We start from the raw sequence: 22381 nt of genomic DNA, 5'->3' as shown, positions 1-22381 counted from the left end.
CCTGCGCGAACGGGTGCGTCCTTTGGATAATCGCTGCCGGTTCGATGCCTCCAGGGAGGGGACCGCTCGTGACGGCACCGGCATGCCCGCACTGCTCCGCCCCCGTACGCGGCGGCGGCCGGCCGACCTGCCTGTGTGCGGCGGTCGACGCGGACGACTTTGATCCGTTGCGCGTTCGGCCGTACGTGTCACTGCCCGACGAGGACGAAGGCGAGGACGGCGAGGCGGGCGACCCCGCGTACGGCGGCCCGCGGCGCACCGACGGCGGAACGGGCGTCGGCCCGCCGGGCCGGGGCGACCTGCTGGACGACTTACCCGGGGTGGACGCGGCGGTGCACCGGGCGGAGCGGCCCGCACCCGCCGACCGCTCCGCCACCGGACCGCCGCCCCCGCCCGGCCCGTTGCACCCCGGCCCGTTCCTCCCCGGCCCGCTCCTCCCCGGCCCGCCGCAGGCCCCGGGCCCGGCGGCCGTCTCCGCCGGCCCTGCCGCCCATGACCCGCTCTTCCCCCGAGCGCGGCGCCGCCCCGGCCCGGCCTCCCGGACGTTCAGCGCCGCGGAAGACGAGCCGCCCGCCGGCGCCGTGCCCTCCGCTCCCGCCCGCCGGCGCACCGTGCCGGCCGTACTGGCCGCCGCCGGGGCCGCGGTCGCCGCCGCCGCGGTCCTGATCACCACCGACGCCCTGTCCGGCGGCACCCGGGACCGCGCCGCGCCACCCGACCGCGGCGCCGCCTCCCCCAGCGCCGGCCTCCCCACCGGCGAAGTCCCCGCCCCCACCCGCCGCAGCGCCGCCCCCTCCCGCTCCGCGACCCGTCCGCCGCCGCCCGCCCCGACCGGCGTCCCCGGCCCCACGGTCGGCGTACGGCGCTACTCGACCGGGGCGACGCCCGCCCCGGCTCCCACCCGGGCGTCCGGCAGCGTCACGCACTCCCCCGGCACCCACGGCCCCAGCGCCCCGCCGACGGGACCGATCGTGCTGCGCGAGGGAGCCGCCGGCCCGGAAGTGGCCGAACTCCAGGGGCGGCTGCGGCAACTGTCCCTCTACCCGGGCCCGGACGACGGCCGTTACGACGCGGAGGTGCGGGCCGCCGTGTCCCGCTACCAGCAGACCTACGGAGTGACCGGCGACCCGGACGGCGTCTACGGCGCGCGGACCCGGGCGTCCCTGGAGTCCCGCACCCACGAGCCGTGAACCGTGAGCCCGGACGCGCTCCGCCGGCGGGGTCCCCGGCCGGTCCCGCCGCGTCCGTTTCCGGCTGCCCGGCGCACCCCGGTCCCAGGTCGCTGACCAGCCCGGTTGTCGACACGGGGGTACATTTTGTATCGTGAAGAAACAAAGTGGTTCCGCCCGCACTCCCTGACCGGCGGGCGGAGCCGCTCTGTTCCCTCGTGCGATCCGCACCGTTCGCATACGGCCGCAGCGCCCGTGTGCCCGTAGCGCCCAGGAGCCCGCCGATGCCGGCCACCACCACGCTCACCGCCCGCGCCCTGCTGCTGGACATGGACAGCACGATCGTGAACTCCGAGGCCGTCGTCGAGCGCTGCTGGCGCCGCTGGGCCGCCGAGCAGGAGCTGGACGCGGACGAGGTCCTCAAGGTCGTCCACGGCCGGCAGGGCTGGGCCACCATGGCCGCGCTGCTGCCGGACCGCCCGATGGAGCTCAACCTGGCGGACAACCGCCGGATGCTGGCGCAGGAGACCGCCGACATGGACGGCGTGGTGCCGGTCCCCGGCGCACCCGCCTTCATGGCCGCCCTCGCCACCGTTCCGCACGCCCTGGTGACCTCCGCCGACGTCCCGCTCTCCGACGCCCGGATGGGCGCGGCCGGGCTGCCCATGCCCGTCGTGCGGATCACGGCGGAGAGCGTGAGCGCCAGCAAGCCCGACCCGGAGGGCTTCCTCAAGGGCGCCGCCGAGCTGGGCTTCGCGCCCGAGGACTGCCTGGTCTTCGAGGACTCCGAGGCGGGCATCGAGGCCGGCCGGGCGGCCGGCATGCGGGTGGTCGGCGTCGGCGACCGGGCCGCCGCCTTCGGCCCCACCGCGCAGGTGCGCGACCTCACCCGGGTCCGGGTCGAGGTGCCGGCGGACGGCGCGGTCGCGGTGCACCTCACGGCCTGAGGGCCCACGCGGGACAGGGGCCGCGGGCGGCGGGGCGCGCCCCCGAGAACCTCCCGAGGAGCCCGCCCCGCACCCCACGGCCGTCCCGGCCCGCGGACGCCTCAGCCGGCGATCGCCTCGTACAGGCTGAAGCCCGCCAGCACCAGCATCACTCCCGCGGCGATCTTGGTGATGAGCGTCAGCGGTACGTACTTCATGAGCGTGCGGCCGCCCAGGATGCCCAGGCCCGCCACCGCCCACAGGGCCAGCACGGCGCCCACGCCGACCGAGAGCGGGTCGTCGTAACGGGCCGCGAGGTTGGCGGTCATGATCTGGGTCAGGTCACCGAACTCGGCGACCAGGATCATCATGAAGCCCGCCCCGGAGACCTTCCAGAAGCTCTGGTCGGCGGGCTTCTTCACCTCTTCCTCGTCGTCGCCCTTCCGGAACAGCAGCACGGCGGCGCCGGCCAGGAAGAGGACCCCGACCACGCCCTGCACCCAGCGGTGCGGGAGCAGGGTGAGCACACTGCCCGCGGCGATGGCGAGCGCGACATGCACGAGGAAGGCCGCGGCGACGCCGGCGAAGACGTACGAGGCGCGGTAGCGGGTGCCGAGCATCAGGCCGGCGAGGGCGGTCTTGTCGGGCAGTTCGGCGAGGAAGACGACGCCGAAGACGACGGCGGCGACGGTAAGGCTGAACACGGGGTGGAATACCTCGATCGGTCGGGCCGCACCAAAGGGGCCCGGGAAAGGGGTCGCTTCGGCACGGCAGCGTCGAACACTGCGGCCGAAGGTCTCGCTGGCGCGGTACGGATGGGCACCGCGCTCCGGGCGCCGGCTCGCCACGGGGGCGGGCAGTATGTCGACGGTCCGGCAGAGAGCTACTCCCCTTCTGCTGCCGTCCAGGGTACGCGGTGCAGTCGTCCGCGGGCGACCAGCTCCAGCACCGTCGCACAGGCCGCCGCCTGCACCGCCAGCAGGGCCACCAGCACGAACAACTGCACGGCACCTGCCTGTACGGGGGACGCGCCGCCCAGCAGCATCCCGACGAACGCGCCGGGCAGTGTGACCAATCCCACGGTCCGGGTCTGGTCGAGCCCCGGCAGCAGGGCGTCCGAGGCGGCCGGGCGGGCGACCTCCATCCGCGCGTCGCGGTCCGGCAGCCCCAGCGCCAGGCCCGCCTCGAACTCGCCGCGCCGCGTCTCCAGCTCGTCCAGCGCCCGCCGCCCGCCCAGGACGGTGGCGGTCAGCGCGCCGCCGATCAGGATGCCCGCGACGGGGATCAGGGTCAGGCCGCGCGGCGGCACCAGGCCGGTGAGCAGCAGCAGGGCCACGACCGGGACGACCCCGGCGGCGATCGGTGCGGCGGCCCACCACCAGGTGCGGTTCTGGGTGATCCGGCGGCCCGCGGTCCGCACCGCGACCGCGAACATCAGCAGGAGGAAGCCCAGCAGCCAGGGCAGGGCGTGCACCACCCAGCCGATGAGGTAGGAGACGGCGGCGAGTTGGGCGGCGGCGCGCAGTCCGGCGACGGCGATGGCGCGGGCATGACCGAGGCGCGCCAGCGCGGCGGTGGCCACGGCGGCGGCCAGCAGGACGGCGAGGACGACCCCGAGCGTGACGTTGACCGGCAGCAGCACGCGCTCACTGTAGGGCGGCGGCAGGGGCGCATGCGCGGGAGCGACTCAACCGGAGTGCCGTGATGCATTTATGGCGCCTCGTCAGCTCCCCTTGAAGTGACGTGGGCATGTCGCCACTCTGTTACCTGGCGCCCATCTCGTGGAAACCCCACATCGCCACGATGGGCTCCGCATCGCACGGCAACTTCCCCCCACATTCCGGGAGTTTTCGATGAAAAAGGTCTACGCGCGTCGAGTCACTCTCGCCGCGGGATCGGCCGCGGCCCTGGTCTGCACGCTGGCCCTCAGCGGCCAGTCCGCCCAGGCGGCGCCGCCCAGCCCGCCGGACGCGGCCACCGCACGGACGTACCTCGGCCAGATCAAGGAACAGGCCGAGGGCCCGCAGGACGGCTACAGCCGCGACAAGTTCCCGCACTGGATCGACCAGGGCAAGAACTGCAACACCCGCGAGGTGGTGCTCAAGCGCGACGGCACGGACGTGCAGCAGGACGACAGCTGCGCGGCCACCAGCGGCAAGTGGGTCTCGGCCTACGACGGCGAGACCTGGACCAAGCCGGCCGACCTCGACATCGACCACGTCGTACCGCTGTCGGAGGCCTGGAAGTCGGGCGCCGCGCAGTGGACCACCGCGCGCCGCCAGGAGCTGGCCAACGACCTGACCCACTCCCAGCTGATCGCCGTCACCGACAACCTCAACCAGGAGAAGGGCGACAAGGACCCGGCGAAGTGGCTGCCGCCGAAGGCCTCGTACCACTGCGAGTACGCCCGGATGTGGGTGTGGGTGAAGCATGAGTACGGCATGACCGCGGACTCCGCGGAGAAGGCCGCCCTGAAGAAGATCCTGGACGGCTGCTGACCGGTCCGGTTCTGCGCAACCGTCCCGCGCGCCCGTCGGCCGAAACCACGGCCGGCGGGCGCGCCGCCGCCCCGGCCCCCCACCGCGCACGTTGTGCTCCTATCCTCTGACCACGACAAGTGGGGAGGCACCGATGGCCGGACTGCGCTTGGGGCCGCTGCTGCGCTACGTCGACGCGCAGAGCGCGACGGTGTGGGTGGAGACCGACGGGCCGTGCGTGGTGCACGTCCGCTGCGAGGACGGGGCGGCCGGCGCGCAACGGACCTGGCAGGTGGCCGGGCACCACTATGCGCTGGTCCCGGTGACCGGCCTCGCCCCCGGCACCGAGACGCCCTACCAGGTCCTGCTGGACGCGCCGGACGCCGCTCCCGGCGACGGCGGGGAGCAGGTCTGGCCGCCGCCCGGCAGCCGCTTCCCGGCGAGCACCATCCGCACCCTCCCCGCCTCCCCCGGCGAACCGCTGCGGTTCGCCTTCGGCTCCTGCCGCTGGTCGGCGACGCCCTCCAACGCGGCGCACGACCCGGTCGGCCCCGACGCCCTGGACACCCTCGCCGCCACACTGGCCGCCGATCCCGGCCGGCCGCGCCCGGACGTGCTGCTCCTGCTGGGCGACCAGGTCTACGCCGACCAGACCTCCGAGGCGACCGCCCGTGTCCTGGCCGGCCGCCGCGACCTCGGCGAGCCGCCCTGGAAGCAGGTCGCCGACTACGAGGAGTACACCCACCTCTACTACGAATCCTGGCTCGACCCCGAGGTCCGCTGGCTGCTGTCCACCGTCCCCAGCTGCATGATCTTCGACGACCACGATGTGATCGACGACTGGAACACCTCGGCGGCCTGGCTGGCCCGGATGCGGGCGGCCCCCTGGTGGCGGGAGCGGATACTCGGCGGCCTGATGTCGTACTGGGTCCACCAGCACCTGGGCAACCTCTCGCCCGCCGAGCTGGCCGCCGACGAGCTGTACGCGCGGGTGCGGGCGCTGCCGGACGCGACGGACGCGGTGCGGGAGTTCGCGGCCGGCGCGGACGCCGATCCGGCGTGCGCGCGCTGGAGCTACCGCCGCGACTTCGGCCGGGTCCGCCTGGTCATGATCGACACCCGGGCCACCCGGGTGCTGGACGAGGGCAGCCGCGCGATGCTCGACAAGACCGAGGGCGAATGGCTGCGGCAGGCGGTGCTGGAGGGGCGCGGCGGCTACGACCATCTGCTGCTCGGCAGTTCGCTGCCCTGGTTGATGCCGCATCTCATCCATGCCGCGGAGGGCTGGAACGCCGCGCTGTGCGCCGGCGAGCGCGGCCCCCGCTGGGCCCGCCGCAGCGAATTCCTGCGCCAGCGCGCCGACCTGGAGCACTGGGCGGCCTTCCCCGGCTCGTTCACCGCGCTCACCGAGCTGATCGCCGAGGCCGCCGCCGGCACGGACGCACCGGCGACGGTCTGTGTGCTCTCCGGCGACGTGCACCATGCGTACGTGGCGGAGCCGCACTGGCGCGGCGGCGGGCCGCGGCCCACGAGCCGGGTGCTGCAGCTGACCTGCTCCCCCGTCCACAACAGCATCCCCGGCTCGCTGCAGGCCGGCTTCCGCTTCGGCTGGAGCCGGCCGGGCCGCTGGCTGGGAAAGCTGCTGGCCCGGCACGGGCGGCTGACCCGGCCGGCGGTGAAGTGGCGGCGCACGGGCGGCCCGTGGTTCGGCAACCAGCTGATGACGCTGACCCTGGCGGGCCGGACGGCGCGCCTCGCCCTGGACCAGGCCCGCCGGGAGAAGCGCGGCGGCGTCCGGCTCGTCACGGTCTGGCGGGCGGCGCTGTCCGATGCGCGGGTTGCCGGGAAATCGGGCGATGCGGGCGGGCGTGCACCGGGAACCGAACGGCCGAAGACCGGATGATGCGGACGCGCCGGTTCCGCTAAGCCTCCGTCAGGGCCCGGCGGGCCGGGCAACGGCCCCGGGTCCGAACGGATTTTTGCCCACCCCCGGGTGCCGCCGCGGCGGATCGGGCGGTGATGATGGGGCGCACTCTTGCCCGTCGCCCGCACTCCCGGGCGGCCGCGCCCGCGCGCGCCGGCCGTCCGCCGCCCCAGGGAGGGCCTCTCTTGGCCGCCGACCATCTCGCCGACCGCCAGCACCGGCCCGCCCTCGCCGTCGTCGGCGCGGGCCCGCGCGGGACGAGCGTTCTGGAGCGGATCTGCGCCTCGGCCGCCGAACTGGCCCCGGGTGCCCGCCTGACCGTCCATGTCGTCGACCCCGCCCCGCCCGGCGCGGGCCAGGTGTGGCGCACCGCCCAGCCGCCCGAGCTGCTGATGAACACCGTGGCCTCGCAGGTCACGCTGTTCACCGACGACAGCGTCGAGTGCGCGGGGCCGATACGCACCGGGCCGAGCCTGTACGACTGGGAGGGCTGCGACGTCGGCCCGGACGACTATCCGGGGCGCGCGCTGTACGGCCGCTATCTGGAGTGGGTCTTCCGCCGTACCGTGCGCACCGCCCCCGAGGAGGTGACGGTCGTGGTGCACCGGGCCCGTGCCGTGCACCTGACCGAGGCCGCCGACGGTTCGCAGTCGCTCGCCCTCGACGACGGCCGCACGCTGCACGGGCTGGGCGCGGTGGTGCTCGCCCAGGGCCATCTGCCGGCCGTCGCCGACCCCGGGCAGCAGCACCTCGCCCACTACGCCGCCGGGCACGGCCTGCACTACCTCCCGCCCGCCAACCCCGCCGACCTCTCCGCCGGCCTGGCGGCGCTGGCCCCGGGCCGGCCCGTGCTGCTGCGCGGTCTGGGCCTCAACTTCTTCGACCACATGGCGCTGTTGACCACGGCCCGCGGCGGCCGGTTCGTCCGCGGCGCCGACGGGACGCCGGCGTACCTGCCGTCCGGCCGCGAGCCCCGGCTGTACGCGGGCTCCCGGCGCGGCGTCCCGTACCACGCCCGCGGCGACAACGCGAAGGGCGCGCACGGCCGTCATCTGCCGCTGCTGCTCACCCCGGACGTGATAGCGGCCTTCCGCAAGCGCGCGGACTCCGGCGACCTGCCCGACTTCCTGACGGAGGTCTGGCCGCTGGTGGCCAAGGAGGTGGAGGCGGTCCACTACGAGGCGCTGCTGCGGCGGCGCGGTGCGGGCGGCGAGCTGCGCCACCGCTTCCGGGAGCGCTTCGTGAGCTGCGCCCACCGCGGCCCCGAGGAGGCCGCCGCCCTGGACGCCTTCGGGATCGCCCCGGACGAACGCTGGGACTGGGACCGGATCTCCCGGCCGTACGCGCAACGGTCGTTCGCCGACCGCGCCGCCTTCCGGGAGTGGCTGCTGGGACATCTGCGCCAGGACGTGGCACACGCCCGGCAGGACAACGTGTCCGGCCCGCTCAAGGCGGCCCTCGACGTGCTGCGGGACCTGCGCAACGAGCTGCGGCAGATAGTCGACCACGGCGGACTGGCCGGCGCCTCCCGCCGCGACCACCTCGACCGCTGGTACACCCCGCTCAACGCCTTCTTGTCCATCGGGCCGCCGCGGCGCCGGATCGAGGAGATGACCGCGCTGATCGAGGCGGGGGTGCTGGAGGTGGTCGGCCCCCGGATGTCCGTCCGGCTCGGCACCGCCGACGGCGGCGGCCCCGGCTTCACGGCGCATTCGCCGGACGTTCCGGGCTCGGAGGTGACGGCGACGGCACTGATCGAGGCGCGGCTGCCGGAACCGGACCTGCGCCGCACCGCGGACCCGCTGCTGGCCCGCCTGCTGGCCGACGGCGGCTGCCGCCCGCACACCGTGGACGGCCATGAGACGGGCGGGCTCGATGTGACACCGAGCCCGTATCACCTGGTCGGGGCCGACGGCCGGCGCCACCAGCGGCGCTTCGCGGTCGGCGTGCCGACGGAGGGCGTGCACTGGGTGACGGCAGCGGGGGCACGCCCCGGCGTCGGGTCGGTCACCTTGTCGGACACGGACGCCGTGGCACGGGCGGCGCTGCGGGCGGCGGTGGGTGCACGGGCGAGTGCGGCCGGTGCGCGGGCCGCGACGGCGGGCCCGGGGGCGGGTGCGGCGGTCCCCAGGAGTGCGGGCCGGGGTGGAGGTGCGGACCCGGTGGCGGAACGGGGCACGGGTCCGGAAAGGGGCGCGGAGGCGGGTGCCGGCGGGGTTCCGGCCGTGGTTCCGGTGGTCGGCGCGGCCAGTTCAGGCCAAAGGTCCCCTTTGACCAGAGGTTGAAGTTGCAAGTACTGCTTAGGTGTCCCTAACCTCTGTCTCCGACGGTTACCTCGTCCCCAAAACCGTTAGGAGTCCCCACATGTCCACACCCCTCTCCCCGCTCATCCAGAGATCGACCCCGCACGTGCACGCGCTCTTCCGCGTCGTCGTCGGGCTGCTCTTCGCCTGCCACGGCGCGTCCTCGCTCTTCGGCGTCCTCGGCGGCGCCATGGGCCAGGGCGGCACCGTCCCCGCCGGCGCCTGGCCGGGCTGGTACGCGGCCGTGATCCAGCTGGCCGGCGGCCTCCTCGTACTGCTCGGCCTGGGCACCCGCCCCGCGGCGTTCATCAGCTCCGGCTCGATGGCGTACGCCTACTTCTCCGCCCACCAGGGCTCGGCGCTGTGGCCGATACAGAACGGCGGCGAGGCCTCCGCGATGTTCTGCTGGGCCTTCCTGCTGATCTTCTTCATCGGCCCCGGCTCGTGGGCCCTCGACCGGGTCTTCTTCGGCGAGGGCGAGCGGGCGCAGGCTCCGGCCGCTCACCAGGAGCCTTCCGCCGCCTGACGCACACCCCGGCGGGGACCGGCACCGCCCCGGCCCCGCCTCCACGCGGCCCGTACGGCCTCCCCGCCGTGCGGGCCGCGCCGCGTCTTCGCCGTACGGGCCCCGGGGCATCCCTCCGTACGGGCCTCGGGGGCGCGCCTCCCCACCGGCCCCGGGACCTCCCCGCACCCCGTCCCCTGGCCCGCGAATCCCAGGCGTACGCTGTATGGCTGAAGGGCCGCCCCTGCCGCACCGAGCGACGTCGCGGCGGGGTTCGGACCGGGAGCAGGACGTTGTTGGAAAGACTGGGGGCCCTCAGCGGCACCCCTTGGATGTATCTGATCGTCAGTCTCTCGATCGTGCTCGATGTCTTCGTGCCGATCCTGCCCAGCGGGGTCCTGGTGATCGCCGCGGCCACCACGGCCGCCGGCACCGGCACCGCGGCGGACGCGGTCGGCGGCGTCGACGTCACCTCCGCCGCCCACACCCACCCCGCCGAGATGTTCGCCCTGATGTTGTGCGCGGCCACCGCCTCGGTGCTCGGCGACATGGTCGCCTACCGGCTCGCCTGGCGCGGCGGCGACCGCTTCGACCGCGCCATAGCCCGCTCCCGTCGCCTGACGGCGGCGCAGAAACGACTCGGCGCGGCGCTGACGCGAGGCGGCGGCGGCATCGTCGTCCTGGCCCGCTTCGCCCCCGCCGGCCGCTCCGTGGTCAGCCTGGGCGCCGGCGTCGCGCACCGTACGGTCCGCGAGTTCCTCCCCTGGTCGGCGCTGGCCGGCCTCGCCTGGGCCGCCTACAGCGTCGGCCTCGGCTACTTCGGCGGACACTGGCTCGGCACGTCCTGGGTGGGCACCGCCCTCTCCGTGATCGCCCTCTTCGCCGCCGGCTCCGCCGCCGCCTTCCTGATGCGCCGCCCGGACCGCCGCACCGCCCACTGACGCGGCGGGGACGGGACCGACCGGACGCCGGCGGGGCCCTGGCACGGAGGCTGCGGCCCCCGTCGCCGGCAGCCGACCCGCCGTCGCCCCCAAAACCCTTGGCCGCCCGCCGGCCCCCGGTGCGACGATGCCCCGCATGAGCAGCTCCCACCGCAACGACGGCTCACCGGCCACCGGCAGCGGCGCTCCCCCGGCCCCCGCCACGGCCCGCGGCGCCTGGCACCCCCGCCCCGAAACCGCCCAGGACGTACCGGCCGTCCGCCGGATCAACCTCGCCGCGTTCGAGACGGCGGGCGAGGCGGACCTCGTCGACGCGCTGCGCCGCGACCCGGCGGCCTGGCTGCCGCAGCTGTCCTACGTCGCCGGGCCCCCGGACGGCGCGCCCGTCGCCCATGCGCTGCTGACGCGCTGCCATATCGACGACGTCCCGGCCGTTGCGCTCGCCCCGTGCGCGGTGCTGCCCGGGTACCAGAAGTGCGGTGCGGGCAGCGCGGTGATCAGTGCGCTCCTGGAGGCGGCGCGGGAGGCCGGCGAGCGGACCGCGGTCGTGCTCGGCCACCCGCCGTACTACCCGCGCTTCGGCTTCACCCCCGCCGGCCGGTTCGGCATCCTGCCCCCGCAGCCCTGGCCGGACGAGGCCTTCCTGGCCCTGTCCCTGGACGGCTCCCCGCCCCCGCACGGCACGGTGCGCTACGCCGCGGCCTTCGGCATCGCCTGACCCCGGCCCGGCGGACGCCCGACGGCCCGCTCCGGCCCTGCCCGGTTCCGCTGCGCCGTGGCCTCGCCCGGCCCGGTCCCCGGCCTGCGCAGCCGACCGCGGGGGCCGGGCGCACGGCCGGCACAGAGTAAAGTCGACCTTCACCACCCCCGCCCACCGTCCCCGCGAGCGCCGCACCGCTCCCCCGGCGCCGGACCGGCGCCGCAACCCCAGCGGCACCCCTGGGACGGGCCCGAACCACACACAGAGGCACTTTTCGGTGAACCAACCGCCGGTCGTCGAATGGACCGAGGCCGACGAGCCCCGATCCGCCCGTTGGCGCTCCGAGAACGGCACCCCGCCACCCCGCCGCATCGCCCTCGCGGACGACCGGACGAAGGCCGACGACGCCTACCGAGCCGCCTGCGAGGGCACCGCGCTGCTGTGGCGCGGCGACTTCCACAATGCCCGCCAACTGCTGACGGCACTGGCCCGCCGCATCGACCGCCGCCCCCGCAAGACGCCGCCCGCCGATGTCACCCAGGCCTTCCATGTGCACCGGGCCGCGCAGAACCACCGCGCCCGCATCCTGGGCATGCTGCTGGTCCCGCTCGATGCGGACCTCGCCGTTCCGCTGCACCGCGCCCCCGATGTCCGCGAGGCCTGCGCCAGGGCGTACGGGCCCGGCGAGCCCGCCACCGGGGAGACGGCCGACGAGACCGCGGGCACCACCGGGGGCACGGCTCCGGCCGCCTCCCTGGTCTCGCTGCGCGAGCTCCTCGGTCTCATCGGCGCCAACGAGTGGCGCAAGAAGGGCGTCGAGATCCCGGCGCTCGGCGGCGACCGCATCCATCCGCATTACGGCGTCTTCTCCCCGGCCCGCGGCGAGTACGTCGACCTGGTGGCCGAGGCGCCGCTGCCCGGCGAGGAGCTGGCGTTCGACATCGGCACCGGCACCGGCGTACTGGCCTCGGTGCTGGCCCGGCGCGGCGTCCGCCGGGTCGTGGCCACCGACCAGGACCCCCGCGCGCTGGCCTGTGCCCGTGAGAACACCCAACGGCTGGGCGTCGCCGGGCAGGTGGACGTGGTCGAGGCCGATCTGTTCCCGGCCGGCCGCGCCCCGCTGGTCGTCTGCAACCCCCCGTGGGTGCCCGCGAAGCCGACCTCGCCCGTCGAGTACGCGGTGTACGACCCGGGCAACCGGATGCTGTACGGCTTCCTGAGCGGCCTCGCGGACCATCTGACACCGGACGGCGAGGGCTGGCTGATCCTGTCCGACCTGGCCGAACACCTCGGCCTGCGCTCGCACGCCGAGCTCCTCGACGCCTTCGCCGAGGCCGGCCTCACCGTCCTGGACCGGCTCGACATCTCCCCGCGCCACCCCCGAGCCCGCGACACCTCCGACCCGCTCCACGTGGCCCGCGCGGCCGAGGTCACCTCCTTGTGGCGCCTGGGCCTCGCCGACCGGGACGCGCCCGGCGCCGCCCGGGCACGCGGTCGCGCCTCGGCCGGCGAGGCCGCGCCCCGGTCGGCTCCGCCGCACGTCGGTCAGCTGAGCCGCGCGTCCGCGTAGACGATCATCGCGTCGCGCTGGTAGTCGGCCAGCCCTTCGGCGATCTTGCCGTAGTTCGCGCGGAACTGCGGGTCGTCGCTATAGGTCCGGCCCAGCCCCTTGTACGCGTCCGCGTTAGGGGTCCAGAACCGGCAGACGTCCTGGTAGTGGGCGTCCACTTCGGCCTGCACCGCAGGATCGGCAACCGGGGTGCCGGCCACCATGAACTCCGCCATGCGGATCATCTGCGCCGTCACCTCACGCTGCCACTGCTCCATGCCCTCGGCGGTCATCGCCGCGACGGCCTGCTGGGTCTGCTCCCACGCCGCCGGCCATCGCTCCCGCACCTCGGCCTCGGCCTCGGGGCGGGCGGCCTCGAACCCCTCGAAAAGGTTCTCCGGCCTGTTGATCTTCGTCATGCCACTGCCTTCCTCGTGCTCCTCCAGTTCGGCGAGGGTCCGTCCGACCGTGCGGACCAGCGTCTCCAGCCGGTCCCGCTCCGCCATCAACCGCCGGTGGTGCTCGCGCAGCACAGCGACCCGGTCGACCTGGCTGTCCAGGACCGCCTGTATCTCGCGCAGCCCCAGGTCCAACTCCCGCATCAGGAGGATCTGCTGCAGCCGCAGCAGATCGGCCTCCTCGTAGTAGCGGTGCCCGTTGCTGCCGGTCCCCGCGGGCGGCAGCAGACCGATCTCGTCGTAGTGCCGCAGCGTCCGGGACGTCACCCCGGACATCCGGGCCACCTCCGCAATCGACCAGGCCATCGCCATGCCTCCCTGAGCAGGCCCTACCCTCACCGGGCCGGTTTCTCCGGCCCCACGAACGACCGTAGAAGTTGACGCCACGGCAACCGCAAGCCCTATCCGGCACCTTGCCCGTCCGGCGCGATGAGGGTCCGATGCGGTGACCGGATGCGGTGATCAGCCAGGAAGTGACCGGCGAGGGGCCGCGGCCGGGCCGGGGGCAACGGCGGGACGCGCATGCACCGCCTTCACGCGAGGCGCCCCGCCCTCATGCGTGGTCCCCGCGCAGGACCGCGGCATAGCGCTCACCCAGCTTTCCGCGCAGCTCCATCAGCTCGTATGCGGCCCTGCCCGCGACATGTGCGGCCGGGGGCAGGGGTGCGGTGGTCTCCCACCAGAGATCGTCGTCGGGCCGGTGGTCCAGCACCCCGGCCCGGACCAGGGCGTCTATCTCCACCACACGCTGCGCGAAGGCCTGTGCCCATTCCTGCTCGTCCGGCCGGAGGAAGGGCGAACTCCTGAGGAGGAGAAGGTTGACCTGCCTCATCCCGCTTCGTCCGGAAGCCTCGGAGCCGGCCCGGCTCGCCATGGACGTACGTTGCGACTCTTCGAGGTCGGACAGTGCCTCCCAGACCTCTTTCAGCGCCGCCACCCGTCGCGTGCGGAAGTTCGCCCGCGCCTCGCGCGTCTGGGCGCGCTGCCACTGCCACAGCCCGGCCGCCGTGGCCAACCCGGTTCCGATGAAGGTGAGGACGCCCACGATGACTGTGTCGGACACCATTGCGCGAGACTACTGAAACCGTGAACCGGGCGGGTGCGGATTGCCCAGGAGGCTCCGGCGGACATCCCACCGGCACCCCGCCCCTCAGGCACGATGGAGGCACCATGGATCCCCGGCACCTCCTCTCCCGCGCCCGCCGGCTCGCGGCCACCGCGACCCCCGGCCGACGGCGGCTGCTCGGCATCACGGGCCCGCCCGGCGCCGGCAAGTCCACCCTCGCCGCCCACCTCGTGGCCGAGCTGGCGGGCCGGGCGGCGCTCGTCCCGATGGACGGCTTCCATCTCGCCGAGGCGGAGTTGCGACGCCTGGGCCGTACGGACCGCAAGGGCGCCCCGGACACCTTCGACCCCGCCGGATACGCTGCGCTGCTGGCGCGCCTGCGCTCCCCGGAGCCGGACACCGCCGTCTACGCCCCGGCCTTCGACCGCCGTATCGAGGAGCCGGTGGCCGGCAGCATCCCCGTGGCACCCCACATCCCCCTCGTCGTCACCGAGGGCAACTACCTCCTCCTCGACTCCGCCCCGTGGCCGCGGGTCCGGGAACTGCTCGACGAGGTCTGGTACGTGGAGCTGGAGACCTCCGAACGGGTCCGGCGACTGGTCGACCGGCACGAGCGGTTCGGACGCCCGCGCGCCGACGCCGAACGGTTCGTGCACACCTCGGACGAGGCCAACGCCCGCGTCGTCGCGGCCACTCGCGACCGCGCCGACCTCGTCATCACCTTCGCACCCGAAGAGGCCCCGCCTCCACCGCGCACATAACCCCGTTCCCCCGCCGCCCTCGGGCGAGCAGCCCGGCCACCGACAGCGCACCCCACCCGACCGACACCGCCACGGCTTTCCGTCTCCGGTCGCGGCCCGGCAGCGTCGCACCGAGGAGCACGGCGTCCCCGAAGTCCGCCGCGATCCGCACATACGCGGCGGTGCGCAGCGCCGGGCCGTCCGGGGCCAGCGCCATCGCCAGCCCGCTCGCCGCGTCCCGCCAGGCCAGTGGACGCAGCGAGATCCGGGTCGCCGGCGCGGTCCGCCCTTCGCCGTCGACCAGCCCCGAGGGCCGCGCCAGCAGATCCGGCAGCGCCGCCACCGCCACTCCGTACACGGCCGTGGCCACCCCGACCGCACGCAACAGACCGACCTTCATCCGCCGTCCACCCTTCTCGTCGACCGCCCGCACGAGCCCCGTCAGGCCCGTCCGCCTCCTCAACTCCTTTCCGCGGCAACCCCCTTCTCAAACGACATCAACGATGTCATCATGACATCACCAGTGTCGATGAGTGATATGCCGCGACCACGCGAAGGGCACGGAACACGTGAAAAGCACGAACGACTCGGGAGCCGCCGGCGGCGATGGACCGACGCCCGCCGAAGGTCCGACCGTCACCGAAGCACGCAGCGAAGGCCTGGCCCCCACCGAAGCACCTGCCGCAGATCCGCCCCCCGCCGACATCCCGGCTCCCACCGAAGACCTGCTGTACGGCGTCATCCGGCGCCTGTGGCCCCTGCACCGCACGGTCGTCCGCGCGGTGGAGCGCGAGCTGGCGGGCACGGGCATGACCGCCGGCGAACACGCACTGCTGGACGCCCTGCGCACCGAAGGCCCGCGCACCGTGCCGCAGTTGGCGCGCGGGATGGGGCTCGACCGGCAGCCGGTGCAGCGCTGGGTGAACCACGCCATCGAACTGGGCCTGGTCGTGACGGCCCCGAACCCCGCCCACCGCCGCTCGTCCCTGATCCGCCTCACCGCCCAAGGCACCGAGGCGATACACGGCGTCCAGCAATTCGAGGCCACGGAGCTGCGCCGGCGACTGGCCGACCTGCCCGCCGAGGACGTCCGCACCGCGCTGCACGTACTGGACCGCCTCGGCGAGGAGTTCCGGCACCTCGCGAACGGCTCGCGCACCACACCGGAGGAAACCGACAGCCCCGACAGTCGCCGCAATCACCTCAACAGCGACAATGGCGGTGACAGCGGCATCACGCCCACTCCCCTGCATCCGGCGCACAAAGGACGGTCCAGAAGATGACCCGAGGCATCACCGCCTGGTCCGAGATCGACAACGGCATCGTGCCGATCGACGACGGTGAGCTGTTCTACGAGACGGCCGGCTCGGGCCCCGCGGTGGTACTGCTCCACGGCGGGATGCTCGACCAGCACATGTGGGACGAGCAGTTCGCCTGGCTGGTGAACTCCGGCCTGCGCGCGATCCGATACGACTTCCGCGGCCATGGCCTGTCCTCGACGGTGGCCGGTGACTACGCCAACCACGACGACCTCTGCACCCTGCTCGACGCGCTCGATGTCCCCGCCGCCGTCCTCGTCGGCCTCTCCCATGGCGCGCGGGTCGCGCTCGACACCGCCATAGCCCGCCCGGAACGGGTGACGGCCCTCGCGCTGGCCTCCCCCGGCATCAGCGGCCGCGCCTTCTCCGACCCCTTCCTCCTGGAGCACATCTCGGCGCAGGTGGCAGCGATCGGCGCACCGGACGGCGCGGAACGGTATGTGGAGCACTTCCTGCGGATGTGGGTGGACGGACCGCATCGCGAACCGTCCGCGGTGCACCCGGGATTCCGCGAACGGATGCGCGCCTCGGCCGAGGCCAATGTGGAGGTGCATGCGGACGGTGCGGGTGCCGGGATGCCGCTTGAGGTCGGCGCCGCCGACCGCCTGGGCGAGATCCGGGTGCCGACGGTCGTGTTCGACGGCGACCTCGACAGCAGCGACATCTCCGCCAACGCCCATGCGATAGTGCTGACCGTCCCCGGCGCCCGAAGAGTCCGGATACCGGGCGCGGCCCATATGGTCAATCTGGAGAACACCGCACTCTTCGACCACGAACTCCACGCCTTCCTCTCGTCCCTGGACTACGGCCACTGACCACCGCAGACCACGGGCCACGGTCACGATCACGGTCACCGGCCCTCGGAAAGCCGGCGGTCCCGGACCGCAGCCGCTCTCACTCACCTCGGGACGAACCCCGCCAACCCCACCCCTCCCCGGCGGCGGTTAGAGTGACCGGGCCGTGGTGTTCGGGAAGACCGGTGACGGACCTTGTGGTCCCAGACCGGAGCGGCCCTCGCCACTGTGATCGGGGAGTTTCCGTCCCTTCCGCAGGCGCACGGCGCGCCTGCGGCGCCACTGACCGCAGCCCGCGGCCGGGAAGGCGGGGGCGGGCACGGGCACCCGTAAGCCAGGAGACCGGCCACGGCATCTCACGAACTGATCCACGAGGTGCTGGAGCGTGACCGCCGGATGGCCCTGTCCACCGATACCCGCCACACCCCTGCTTCCGCCGCGTTCCGCTGGCGCCGGCAGGACACCGTCCGCACCGCGGGCCTGATGGCCGTCATAGCCGGCCTGCACGTCGTCGCCTTCGGCGTGCTCTTCCTGCTCGTGGTGCCGCACCACTACGCCGTGGGCAGCCAGGTCTTCGGCGTCGGCCTCGGCGTCACGGCGTACACCCTCGGCATGCGGCACGCCTTCGACGCCGACCACATCGCCGCGATCGACAACACCACCCGCAAGCTGATGGCCGACGGCAAGCGGCCGGTCTCGGTCGGCTTCTGGTTCGCCCTCGGTCACTCCAGCGTGGTCGTCGCGATGGCGGCCCTGGTCGCGGGCGGCGCGCAGCTCGCGGGCACCCTGCTCAACGACGAGTCCCGTACACACCAGATCCTGGGCACGATCGGCACCACGATCTCGGGGACCTTCCTCTACCTCATCGCCGCCCTCAACCTGATCGCACTGGCCGGCATCTGGCGGGTCTTCCGCGGTATGCGCAGCGGCCACTACGACGAGGCCGAGCTGGAACAGCGCCTCGACTCGCGCGGCTTCATGAACCGCTTCCTGGGCCGCTTCACCCGCTCCGTCTCCCGCCCCGGCCAGATGTTCCCGCTCGGCTTCCTCTTCGGCCTCGGCTTCGACACCGCGACCGAAGTGACCCTGATGGTGATGGCCGGCAGCGGTGCAGCGGCCGGTCTGCCCTGGTACGCCGTGCTGTGCCTGCCGCTGCTCTTCGCGGCCGGCATGAGCCTCTTCGACACCCTCGACGGCACGTTCATGAACTTCGCCTACCAGTGGGCGTTCTCCAACCCGGTGCGCAAGGTCTACTACAACCTCACCATCACCGGCCTGTCGATCGCCGTCGCCTTCTTCATCGGCACGATCGAGCTGGTGACCGTGCTCCACGAGAAGCTCGGCCTCAACGACCCGCTGACCGGCTGGATTTCCGGCCTCGACCTCGACAACGTCGGGTTCCTCATCGTCGGCCTGTTCGTGGTGGTGTGGGCCGCGGCGCTGGCGTACTGGCGACTGACCGGCGTCGAGAAGCGCTGGTCGGAGCGGGCGGCGCGCACAAGTCCGGCCGAGCAGGCGGAGTCGGCGAAGCAGGCCGCACCGGGCGCCTGAGAAGCGTCAGCCCCACGAGCCGCATACGCCCCGGCGTCCGAAGCGGCCCCGGGACACAGCCGATCCGGCACACCTGAGCCGAACCGTCACACCGGACGGGACACAGCCGCCCCGTCAGGTGTGACGCGGCACAACCACCCCGCCAGATGTGACGCGGCACAACCGCCCCGTCACACCGGACGAGGCGCAACGGCCTCGTCCGGTGTGACAGAGCCCGCCGCCCCTCAGGTGGCCGAACCGGCCGCCGCGCCCGTCATCAGATCCGGCCCCCAACGCTCCAGCGCCGCCGCCAGATCGAGCCGCCGCAGCCGCTCCGACTGCTCCGGGCCCGGCCAGTCCTCCCGTGGGACCCGCCACATCACCTCGAACTCATTGCCGTCCGGGTCCTTGCCGTACAGCGACAGGGCGACGAGGTGATCACTCGACCCCGCCAGCGCGCCCCGCTCGACGAGCCGCGCATGGGCCGCGACGAGTTCACCGAGCGTCCCGGTCTCCCAGGCAAGGTGGTACAGCCCGACCCGCCCGGCCTCGGGCCCCGGCGCATCCGGCCCCACCGAGAACAGCGCCAGATCATGATCGTTGAGTGAGCCGGGAGCCTGGAGGAAGGCGGCCCGACCCGGAATCTCGGCCCCCGCCACGAGCCCGAGTGCCTCGGTGTAGAAAGCCACCGACCGGGCCACATCACGGACATACAGCACCGCGTGGTTCAGACGTCGTACGGACATACAGCCTGCTCTCCGCTCTCCTGCCGCGACACCACCAGGGGACGCCACGCCTCCCCCGGTCCCGCTCCTGCTCTACCCCGCCCGACCCGCCGCTGCCCGGAAGCCTCCGGCCGTATCCGGCCGACTTCCCGGCCCTGGCGCCCGCTGCCCGGCGTCCGACTCCCGGCGCCTCCGGGGCTCCTGACGCCTCCGGGGCTCCAGGTGCCTTCGGGGCTCCAGGTGCCTTCGGGGCTCCTGGTACTTCCGAGGCCCCCGGTGCATCCGAGGCTTGTGGCGCTTCCGAGGCATCCGAGGCTTCCGGCGCCTCCGGCGAACGGCGCCCGGATCCCGGCATCCGGCGAACGGCTCACTTCCTGACCAGCAGGACCGCGCCTGCCAGCACCACACCCAGTACGAGCGCGACCACGCCGTAGACCAGCCGGTGTGCGCGCAGGCCCGGCAGGACGCGGTCGACGGCGTAGCGGCCGGGCCCGGTCAGCGCCAGGGCCGCCGCGCCGGCCGTCAGCAGCAGCTCGTACTCCACGCCCTTGGGCGCGAAGAAGCCCCCGCCCCACTTCACGGCCAGCGCATTGACCATCGTGCCGACGACCGCCGCGGCGGCGAGCGGCGTGAGCAGCCCGGCCACCAGCCCCAGCCCGCCGAGCGTCTCGCTCAGCCCGGCGACGACGGCCATGACCCGTCCCGACGGATAGCCGCTCATCGTGAAGAACTGCCCGGTCCCGTCCAGTCCCGGGCCGCCGAACCAGCCGAACAGCTTCTGGGCACCGTGGGCCGCCATGGTCAGTCCGAGCGCCAGCCGCAGCAGGAGCAGCCCGGCGTCGTAGCCGTGCGGAGAGGGGGCGGAACGCGTCGGGACACCGATGGGCGCGGTCTCGACGGTGCTGAGGGAGGACGTCATGGGAGCGCTCTTTCGCAGGTCGGGAACGAGTCCGCGAGGCATCGCGGAGAATTACTTGAAACTTCAAGTCACATCCCGACGATACACAGCACCCCCACGGCCGACAACACGGCCGGCGCATGACCCGCCGGCCGAACCGGCCCCGAACGAGGAGGCCCCGGCCGGCCCGCGGCGGCCAGGAAGCACCGGTCAGGAGGCGGCGGGCGGCCCCGGTGCGGCCGCGGACCGCTGCCCGAGGAACGCCGCGATCGCCCGGTCGAAGTCGGCCCGCGCCACCGCCGGCCGGCCCGGCCCGGCGGCCGCCTCCCGCTGCGGCGCCAGCGCGGCGGTCACCGCCAGCTTGGCGGCCCGGATCGCCGCGGGCGGCTGCTGGGCGATGACGGCGGCGATATCACCGGTGCGGACCGCGAGTTGCTCCTCGGGCCCGCTGTCGTCCGCGAGCCCCAGGGCCACCGCGCCACGGGCGCCGACCAGCCGGCCGGTGTAGAGCAACTCCCGCGCCACGGCGGGCCCGGCCAGCGCGACCAGGCGCGCGGCGAACGCCGGGCTGGCGAGGATGCCGAGCCGGGCGATCGGCATCCCGATCCGGGCGCCGTCCGCCATGAACCGCATATCGCAGGCGAGCGCGAGCTGGCATCCCGCACCGGCCGCAACGCCGCGGATCTCGGCGATCACCGGTACCGGACACTCCTCTATCGCGGTGAACGCCGCTTCCATACGGGCGAAGGACTCCTCGACGTACCCGGCTTCGGCATCCACCCAGTCGGTCATGTCCGATCCGGCACAGAACGTGTCGCCGTACCCCCGGATCACCAGCACCCGCAGCGAACGGTCCGCCCCCAGCTCCCTGACCTGCCGGGCCAGTTGCTCCCAGGCCCGGCCGGGCAGGGCGTTGCGCCGGCTGCCGTCGCCGACACGGATCTCGGCGACCGCGCCGGACCGGGACACCCCGAGGGCGGAGCGGGGAACGGGGGCGGGGGCGGGGGTCACTTCGCCGCCTTTCGTGCCCGAAGACCGGCCAGCCGGCCCGGTCCGACGCCGAGGGCGGTCAGGATCTCCGCGGTGTGCTCCCCGTGCCGGGGCGGCGGGGTCCGTACGGCCGCCGGATTGCCGGACAGCTTGAGGGGAGAGGCGAGGGTGCGCAGGGTGCCGGCATCGGGGTGTTCGAGTTCGGCGATCATGCCGCGCGCGATGACCTGGGGATGCCGCAGGGCCTGGTCGACGGTGTTGATCGGGCCGACCGGCACCTGCGCCTCCGTGAGGAGCACCGCCCATTCCTGCGCGCCGCGGGCCCGCAGCGCGCCTTCGATCAGGGGGAGCAGTTCTCCGCGATGACGGACCCGGTCGGGGTTGGTCGCGAACCGCGGATCGTCGGCCAGCGCGGCGAGTCCTATGGCGGTGGCGAAGCGGCGCCACAGGCCGTCGTTCCCTGCGGCGACCATGAGGTGACCGTCGGCGGTGGGAAACGCCTGGTACGGCACGATCGTCGGATGGGCCGAGCCGTAGCGCTGCGGGACCTCGCCGGAGGCGAAGTACCCGCCGGCGACGTAGCTGAGCCAGGCCACCTGCCCGTCCAGCAGCGAGATGTCGACCCACTCGCCGCGGCCGGTGTGCTCGCGGTTGCGCAGGGCGGCGAGGATGCCGATGGCGGCCCACATTCCGGCGGCGAGGTCGGCCGGGGACACCCCGAACCGCACGGGCGGGCCCGCTGGTTCGCCGGTCACGCTCATCACGCCGCTGACCGCCTGCGCGATCGCATCGTAGCCCGGCTCGTGCCGGTACGGACCGGTCTGCCCGTATCCGCTGATGGAGGCGTACACGACGCCGGGATGACGGCTGCGGACATCCTCATAGCCCAGGCCGAGACGGGCCGCGGTGCCGGGCCGGAAGTTCTCCACGATCACATCGGCCGTTCCGGTCAGCTCCTGCACCAGGCGCAGGCAGTCCGGGTCCTTGAGGTCGACCGCGATACCGCGCTTGTTGCGGTTGACGCTGTGGAAGTACGCCGCGTCCTCGCCCTGGAAGGGGGGACCCCAGGCGCGGGTGTCGTCGCCGGAGGCGGTGTCCTCGACCTTGATCACGTCTGCGCCCAGATCGGCCAGGACCATGCTGCAGAACGGCCCGGACAGGATGCGGGAGAGGTCGAGGACCTTCAGACCGGTCAGTGCCCCGTCGTGGACGAGCCACGGGGGAGAGTGGGGCGTGGGGGGTGTGCGGGGCGTGCGGGGCGTGTGGGGCATTGCGGTTCAGGCCTCTGTACGTCGGGGGCGCGGGTGTCGTGCGGGTGTCGTGTGGTGCCGCGGTACTTGCCTGGGGCCGCGGTGCTTGTGTGGTGC

The 22381-nt window shown here is 74.0% G+C and carries 22 protein-coding genes and 1 riboswitch; of the genes, 13 read left to right on the top strand and 9 right to left on the bottom strand.

Going from position 1 to position 22381, the window contains the following annotated elements:
- The first annotated feature begins 68 nt into the window (after positions 1 to 68).
- Both AB0411_RS32990 and AB0411_RS32985 read left to right on the top strand, forming a co-directional pair.
- The gene (locus tag AB0411_RS32990) at positions 69 to 1190 is read left to right on the top strand and encodes a peptidoglycan-binding domain-containing protein (RefSeq protein ID WP_366420948.1); all 1122 of its coding nucleotides are present in this window, start codon (positions 69 to 71) and stop codon (positions 1188 to 1190) included.
- A gap of 263 nt (positions 1191 to 1453) precedes the next feature.
- Positions 1454 to 2116: an HAD-IA family hydrolase gene (locus tag AB0411_RS32985; protein WP_366420947.1), complete on the top strand. Its 663-nt coding sequence runs from the start codon at positions 1454 to 1456 to the stop codon at positions 2114 to 2116.
- A 101-nt stretch (positions 2117 to 2217) separates the two neighbouring features.
- Here the strand turns inward: AB0411_RS32985 and AB0411_RS32980 are convergent, their stop codons facing one another.
- Together AB0411_RS32980 and AB0411_RS32975 are read right to left on the bottom strand one after the other, a co-directional pair.
- Complete coding sequence (locus AB0411_RS32980) at positions 2218 to 2799, bottom strand: TMEM165/GDT1 family protein (protein ID WP_086721272.1); 582 nt, start codon at positions 2797 to 2799, stop codon at positions 2218 to 2220.
- Between the two features lie 179 nt (positions 2800 to 2978).
- On the bottom strand, positions 2979 to 3737 hold the full coding sequence (locus AB0411_RS32975; RefSeq protein ID WP_366420946.1) for an ABC transporter permease: 759 nt from the start codon (positions 3735 to 3737) through the stop codon (positions 2979 to 2981).
- A gap of 211 nt (positions 3738 to 3948) precedes the next feature.
- Between AB0411_RS32975 and AB0411_RS32970 the strand changes: the two genes are divergently transcribed.
- From AB0411_RS32970 to AB0411_RS32940, 7 genes are all read left to right on the top strand, one after another.
- On the top strand, positions 3949 to 4593 hold the full coding sequence (locus tag AB0411_RS32970) for an HNH endonuclease family protein (RefSeq protein ID WP_366420945.1): 645 nt from the start codon (positions 3949 to 3951) through the stop codon (positions 4591 to 4593).
- Between the two features lie 133 nt (positions 4594 to 4726).
- Positions 4727 to 6475, top strand: coding sequence for an alkaline phosphatase D family protein (locus AB0411_RS32965; RefSeq protein WP_366420944.1), 1749 nt, complete (start codon positions 4727 to 4729; stop codon positions 6473 to 6475).
- A gap of 206 nt (positions 6476 to 6681) precedes the next feature.
- On the top strand, positions 6682 to 8781 hold the full coding sequence (locus AB0411_RS32960) for an FAD/NAD(P)-binding protein (RefSeq protein WP_366420943.1): 2100 nt from the start codon (positions 6682 to 6684) through the stop codon (positions 8779 to 8781).
- A 79-nt stretch (positions 8782 to 8860) separates the two neighbouring features.
- Positions 8861 to 9325 carry a DoxX family protein gene (locus tag AB0411_RS32955; RefSeq protein ID WP_366420942.1) on the top strand — a complete coding sequence of 155 codons (465 nt, stop codon included), beginning with the start codon at positions 8861 to 8863 and terminating at the stop codon, positions 9323 to 9325.
- Positions 9326 to 9636: 311 nt separating this feature from the next.
- On the top strand, positions 9637 to 10245 hold the full coding sequence (locus AB0411_RS32950; protein ID WP_366420963.1) for a DedA family protein: 609 nt from the start codon (positions 9637 to 9639) through the stop codon (positions 10243 to 10245).
- A 136-nt stretch (positions 10246 to 10381) separates the two neighbouring features.
- Positions 10382 to 10963, top strand: coding sequence for a GNAT family N-acetyltransferase (locus AB0411_RS32945; RefSeq protein ID WP_366420941.1), 582 nt, complete (start codon positions 10382 to 10384; stop codon positions 10961 to 10963).
- A 259-nt stretch (positions 10964 to 11222) separates the two neighbouring features.
- Positions 11223 to 12515, top strand: a complete 1293-nt coding sequence (locus AB0411_RS32940; protein WP_366420940.1) for a class I SAM-dependent methyltransferase — start codon at positions 11223 to 11225, stop codon at positions 12513 to 12515.
- Here AB0411_RS32940 and AB0411_RS32935 read toward each other — a convergent pair.
- Positions 12491 to 13258 (bottom strand): MerR family transcriptional regulator, encoded by a 768-nt coding sequence (locus AB0411_RS32935; protein ID WP_366420939.1) that lies wholly within the window; start codon positions 13256 to 13258, stop codon positions 12491 to 12493. The two genes, AB0411_RS32940 and AB0411_RS32935, sit on opposite strands and share 25 nt — an antisense overlap.
- A 247-nt stretch (positions 13259 to 13505) precedes the next feature.
- Positions 13506 to 14018 carry a hypothetical protein gene (locus AB0411_RS32930; protein ID WP_366420938.1) on the bottom strand — a complete coding sequence of 171 codons (513 nt, stop codon included), beginning with the start codon at positions 14016 to 14018 and terminating at the stop codon, positions 13506 to 13508.
- A 104-nt stretch (positions 14019 to 14122) separates the two neighbouring features.
- Between AB0411_RS32930 and AB0411_RS32925 the strand changes: the two genes are divergently transcribed.
- Complete coding sequence (locus AB0411_RS32925) at positions 14123 to 14779, top strand: nucleoside/nucleotide kinase family protein (protein WP_366420937.1); 657 nt, start codon at positions 14123 to 14125, stop codon at positions 14777 to 14779.
- On the opposite strand, the gene AB0411_RS32920 is transcribed toward AB0411_RS32925, so the two are convergent.
- A complete protein-coding gene (locus AB0411_RS32920) occupies positions 14736 to 15158 on the bottom strand; it encodes a hypothetical protein (RefSeq protein WP_366420936.1) in 423 nt (140 codons plus the stop codon). The two genes, AB0411_RS32925 and AB0411_RS32920, sit on opposite strands and share 44 nt — an antisense overlap.
- 169 nt (positions 15159 to 15327) lie before the next feature.
- Here AB0411_RS32920 and AB0411_RS32915 point away from each other — a divergent pair, with 169 nt between their 5' ends.
- The 3 genes from AB0411_RS32915 to AB0411_RS32905 all read left to right on the top strand — a co-directional run bounded on the left by AB0411_RS32915 (position 15328) and on the right by AB0411_RS32905 (position 18422).
- The gene (locus tag AB0411_RS32915) at positions 15328 to 16041 is read left to right on the top strand and encodes a MarR family winged helix-turn-helix transcriptional regulator (RefSeq protein ID WP_366420935.1); all 714 of its coding nucleotides are present in this window, start codon (positions 15328 to 15330) and stop codon (positions 16039 to 16041) included.
- A complete protein-coding gene (locus AB0411_RS32910; protein ID WP_366420934.1) occupies positions 16038 to 16892 on the top strand; it encodes an alpha/beta fold hydrolase in 855 nt (284 codons plus the stop codon). Before AB0411_RS32915 ends, AB0411_RS32910 begins: the two co-directional genes overlap by 4 nt.
- Positions 16893 to 17021: 129 nt before the next feature.
- Positions 17022 to 17236: riboswitch (cobalamin riboswitch) on the top strand.
- Positions 17235 to 18422, top strand: a complete 1188-nt coding sequence (locus AB0411_RS32905; protein WP_437044175.1) for a HoxN/HupN/NixA family nickel/cobalt transporter — start codon at positions 17235 to 17237, stop codon at positions 18420 to 18422. (Overlaps the previous riboswitch by 2 nt.)
- Positions 18423 to 18646: 224 nt before the next feature.
- Here AB0411_RS32905 and AB0411_RS32900 read toward each other — a convergent pair whose 3' ends face one another.
- The 4 genes from AB0411_RS32900 to AB0411_RS32885 all read right to left on the bottom strand — a co-directional run bounded on the left by AB0411_RS32900 (position 18647) and on the right by AB0411_RS32885 (position 22285).
- Entirely contained in the window at positions 18647 to 19147 is a 501-nt protein-coding gene (locus tag AB0411_RS32900) for a VOC family protein (protein ID WP_366420933.1), read from the bottom strand.
- Between the two features lie 346 nt (positions 19148 to 19493).
- Positions 19494 to 20045: a DoxX family protein gene (locus AB0411_RS32895; protein ID WP_366420932.1), complete on the bottom strand. Its 552-nt coding sequence runs from the start codon at positions 20043 to 20045 to the stop codon at positions 19494 to 19496.
- 189 nt (positions 20046 to 20234) lie between these two features.
- Complete coding sequence (locus AB0411_RS32890) at positions 20235 to 21035, bottom strand: enoyl-CoA hydratase/isomerase family protein (RefSeq protein ID WP_366420931.1); 801 nt, start codon at positions 21033 to 21035, stop codon at positions 20235 to 20237.
- The gene (locus AB0411_RS32885; RefSeq protein ID WP_366420930.1) at positions 21032 to 22285 is read right to left on the bottom strand and encodes a CaiB/BaiF CoA transferase family protein; all 1254 of its coding nucleotides are present in this window, start codon (positions 22283 to 22285) and stop codon (positions 21032 to 21034) included. Before AB0411_RS32885 ends, AB0411_RS32890 begins: the two co-directional genes overlap by 4 nt.
- Positions 22286 to 22381 lie beyond the last annotated feature (96 nt).

The sequence above is a fragment of the Streptomyces angustmyceticus genome (assembly GCF_040701845.1).
GTDB lineage: Bacteria > Actinomycetota > Actinomycetes > Streptomycetales > Streptomycetaceae > Streptomyces > Streptomyces angustmyceticus_A.
This window is presented reverse-complemented; position numbering and strand designations above follow the sequence as displayed.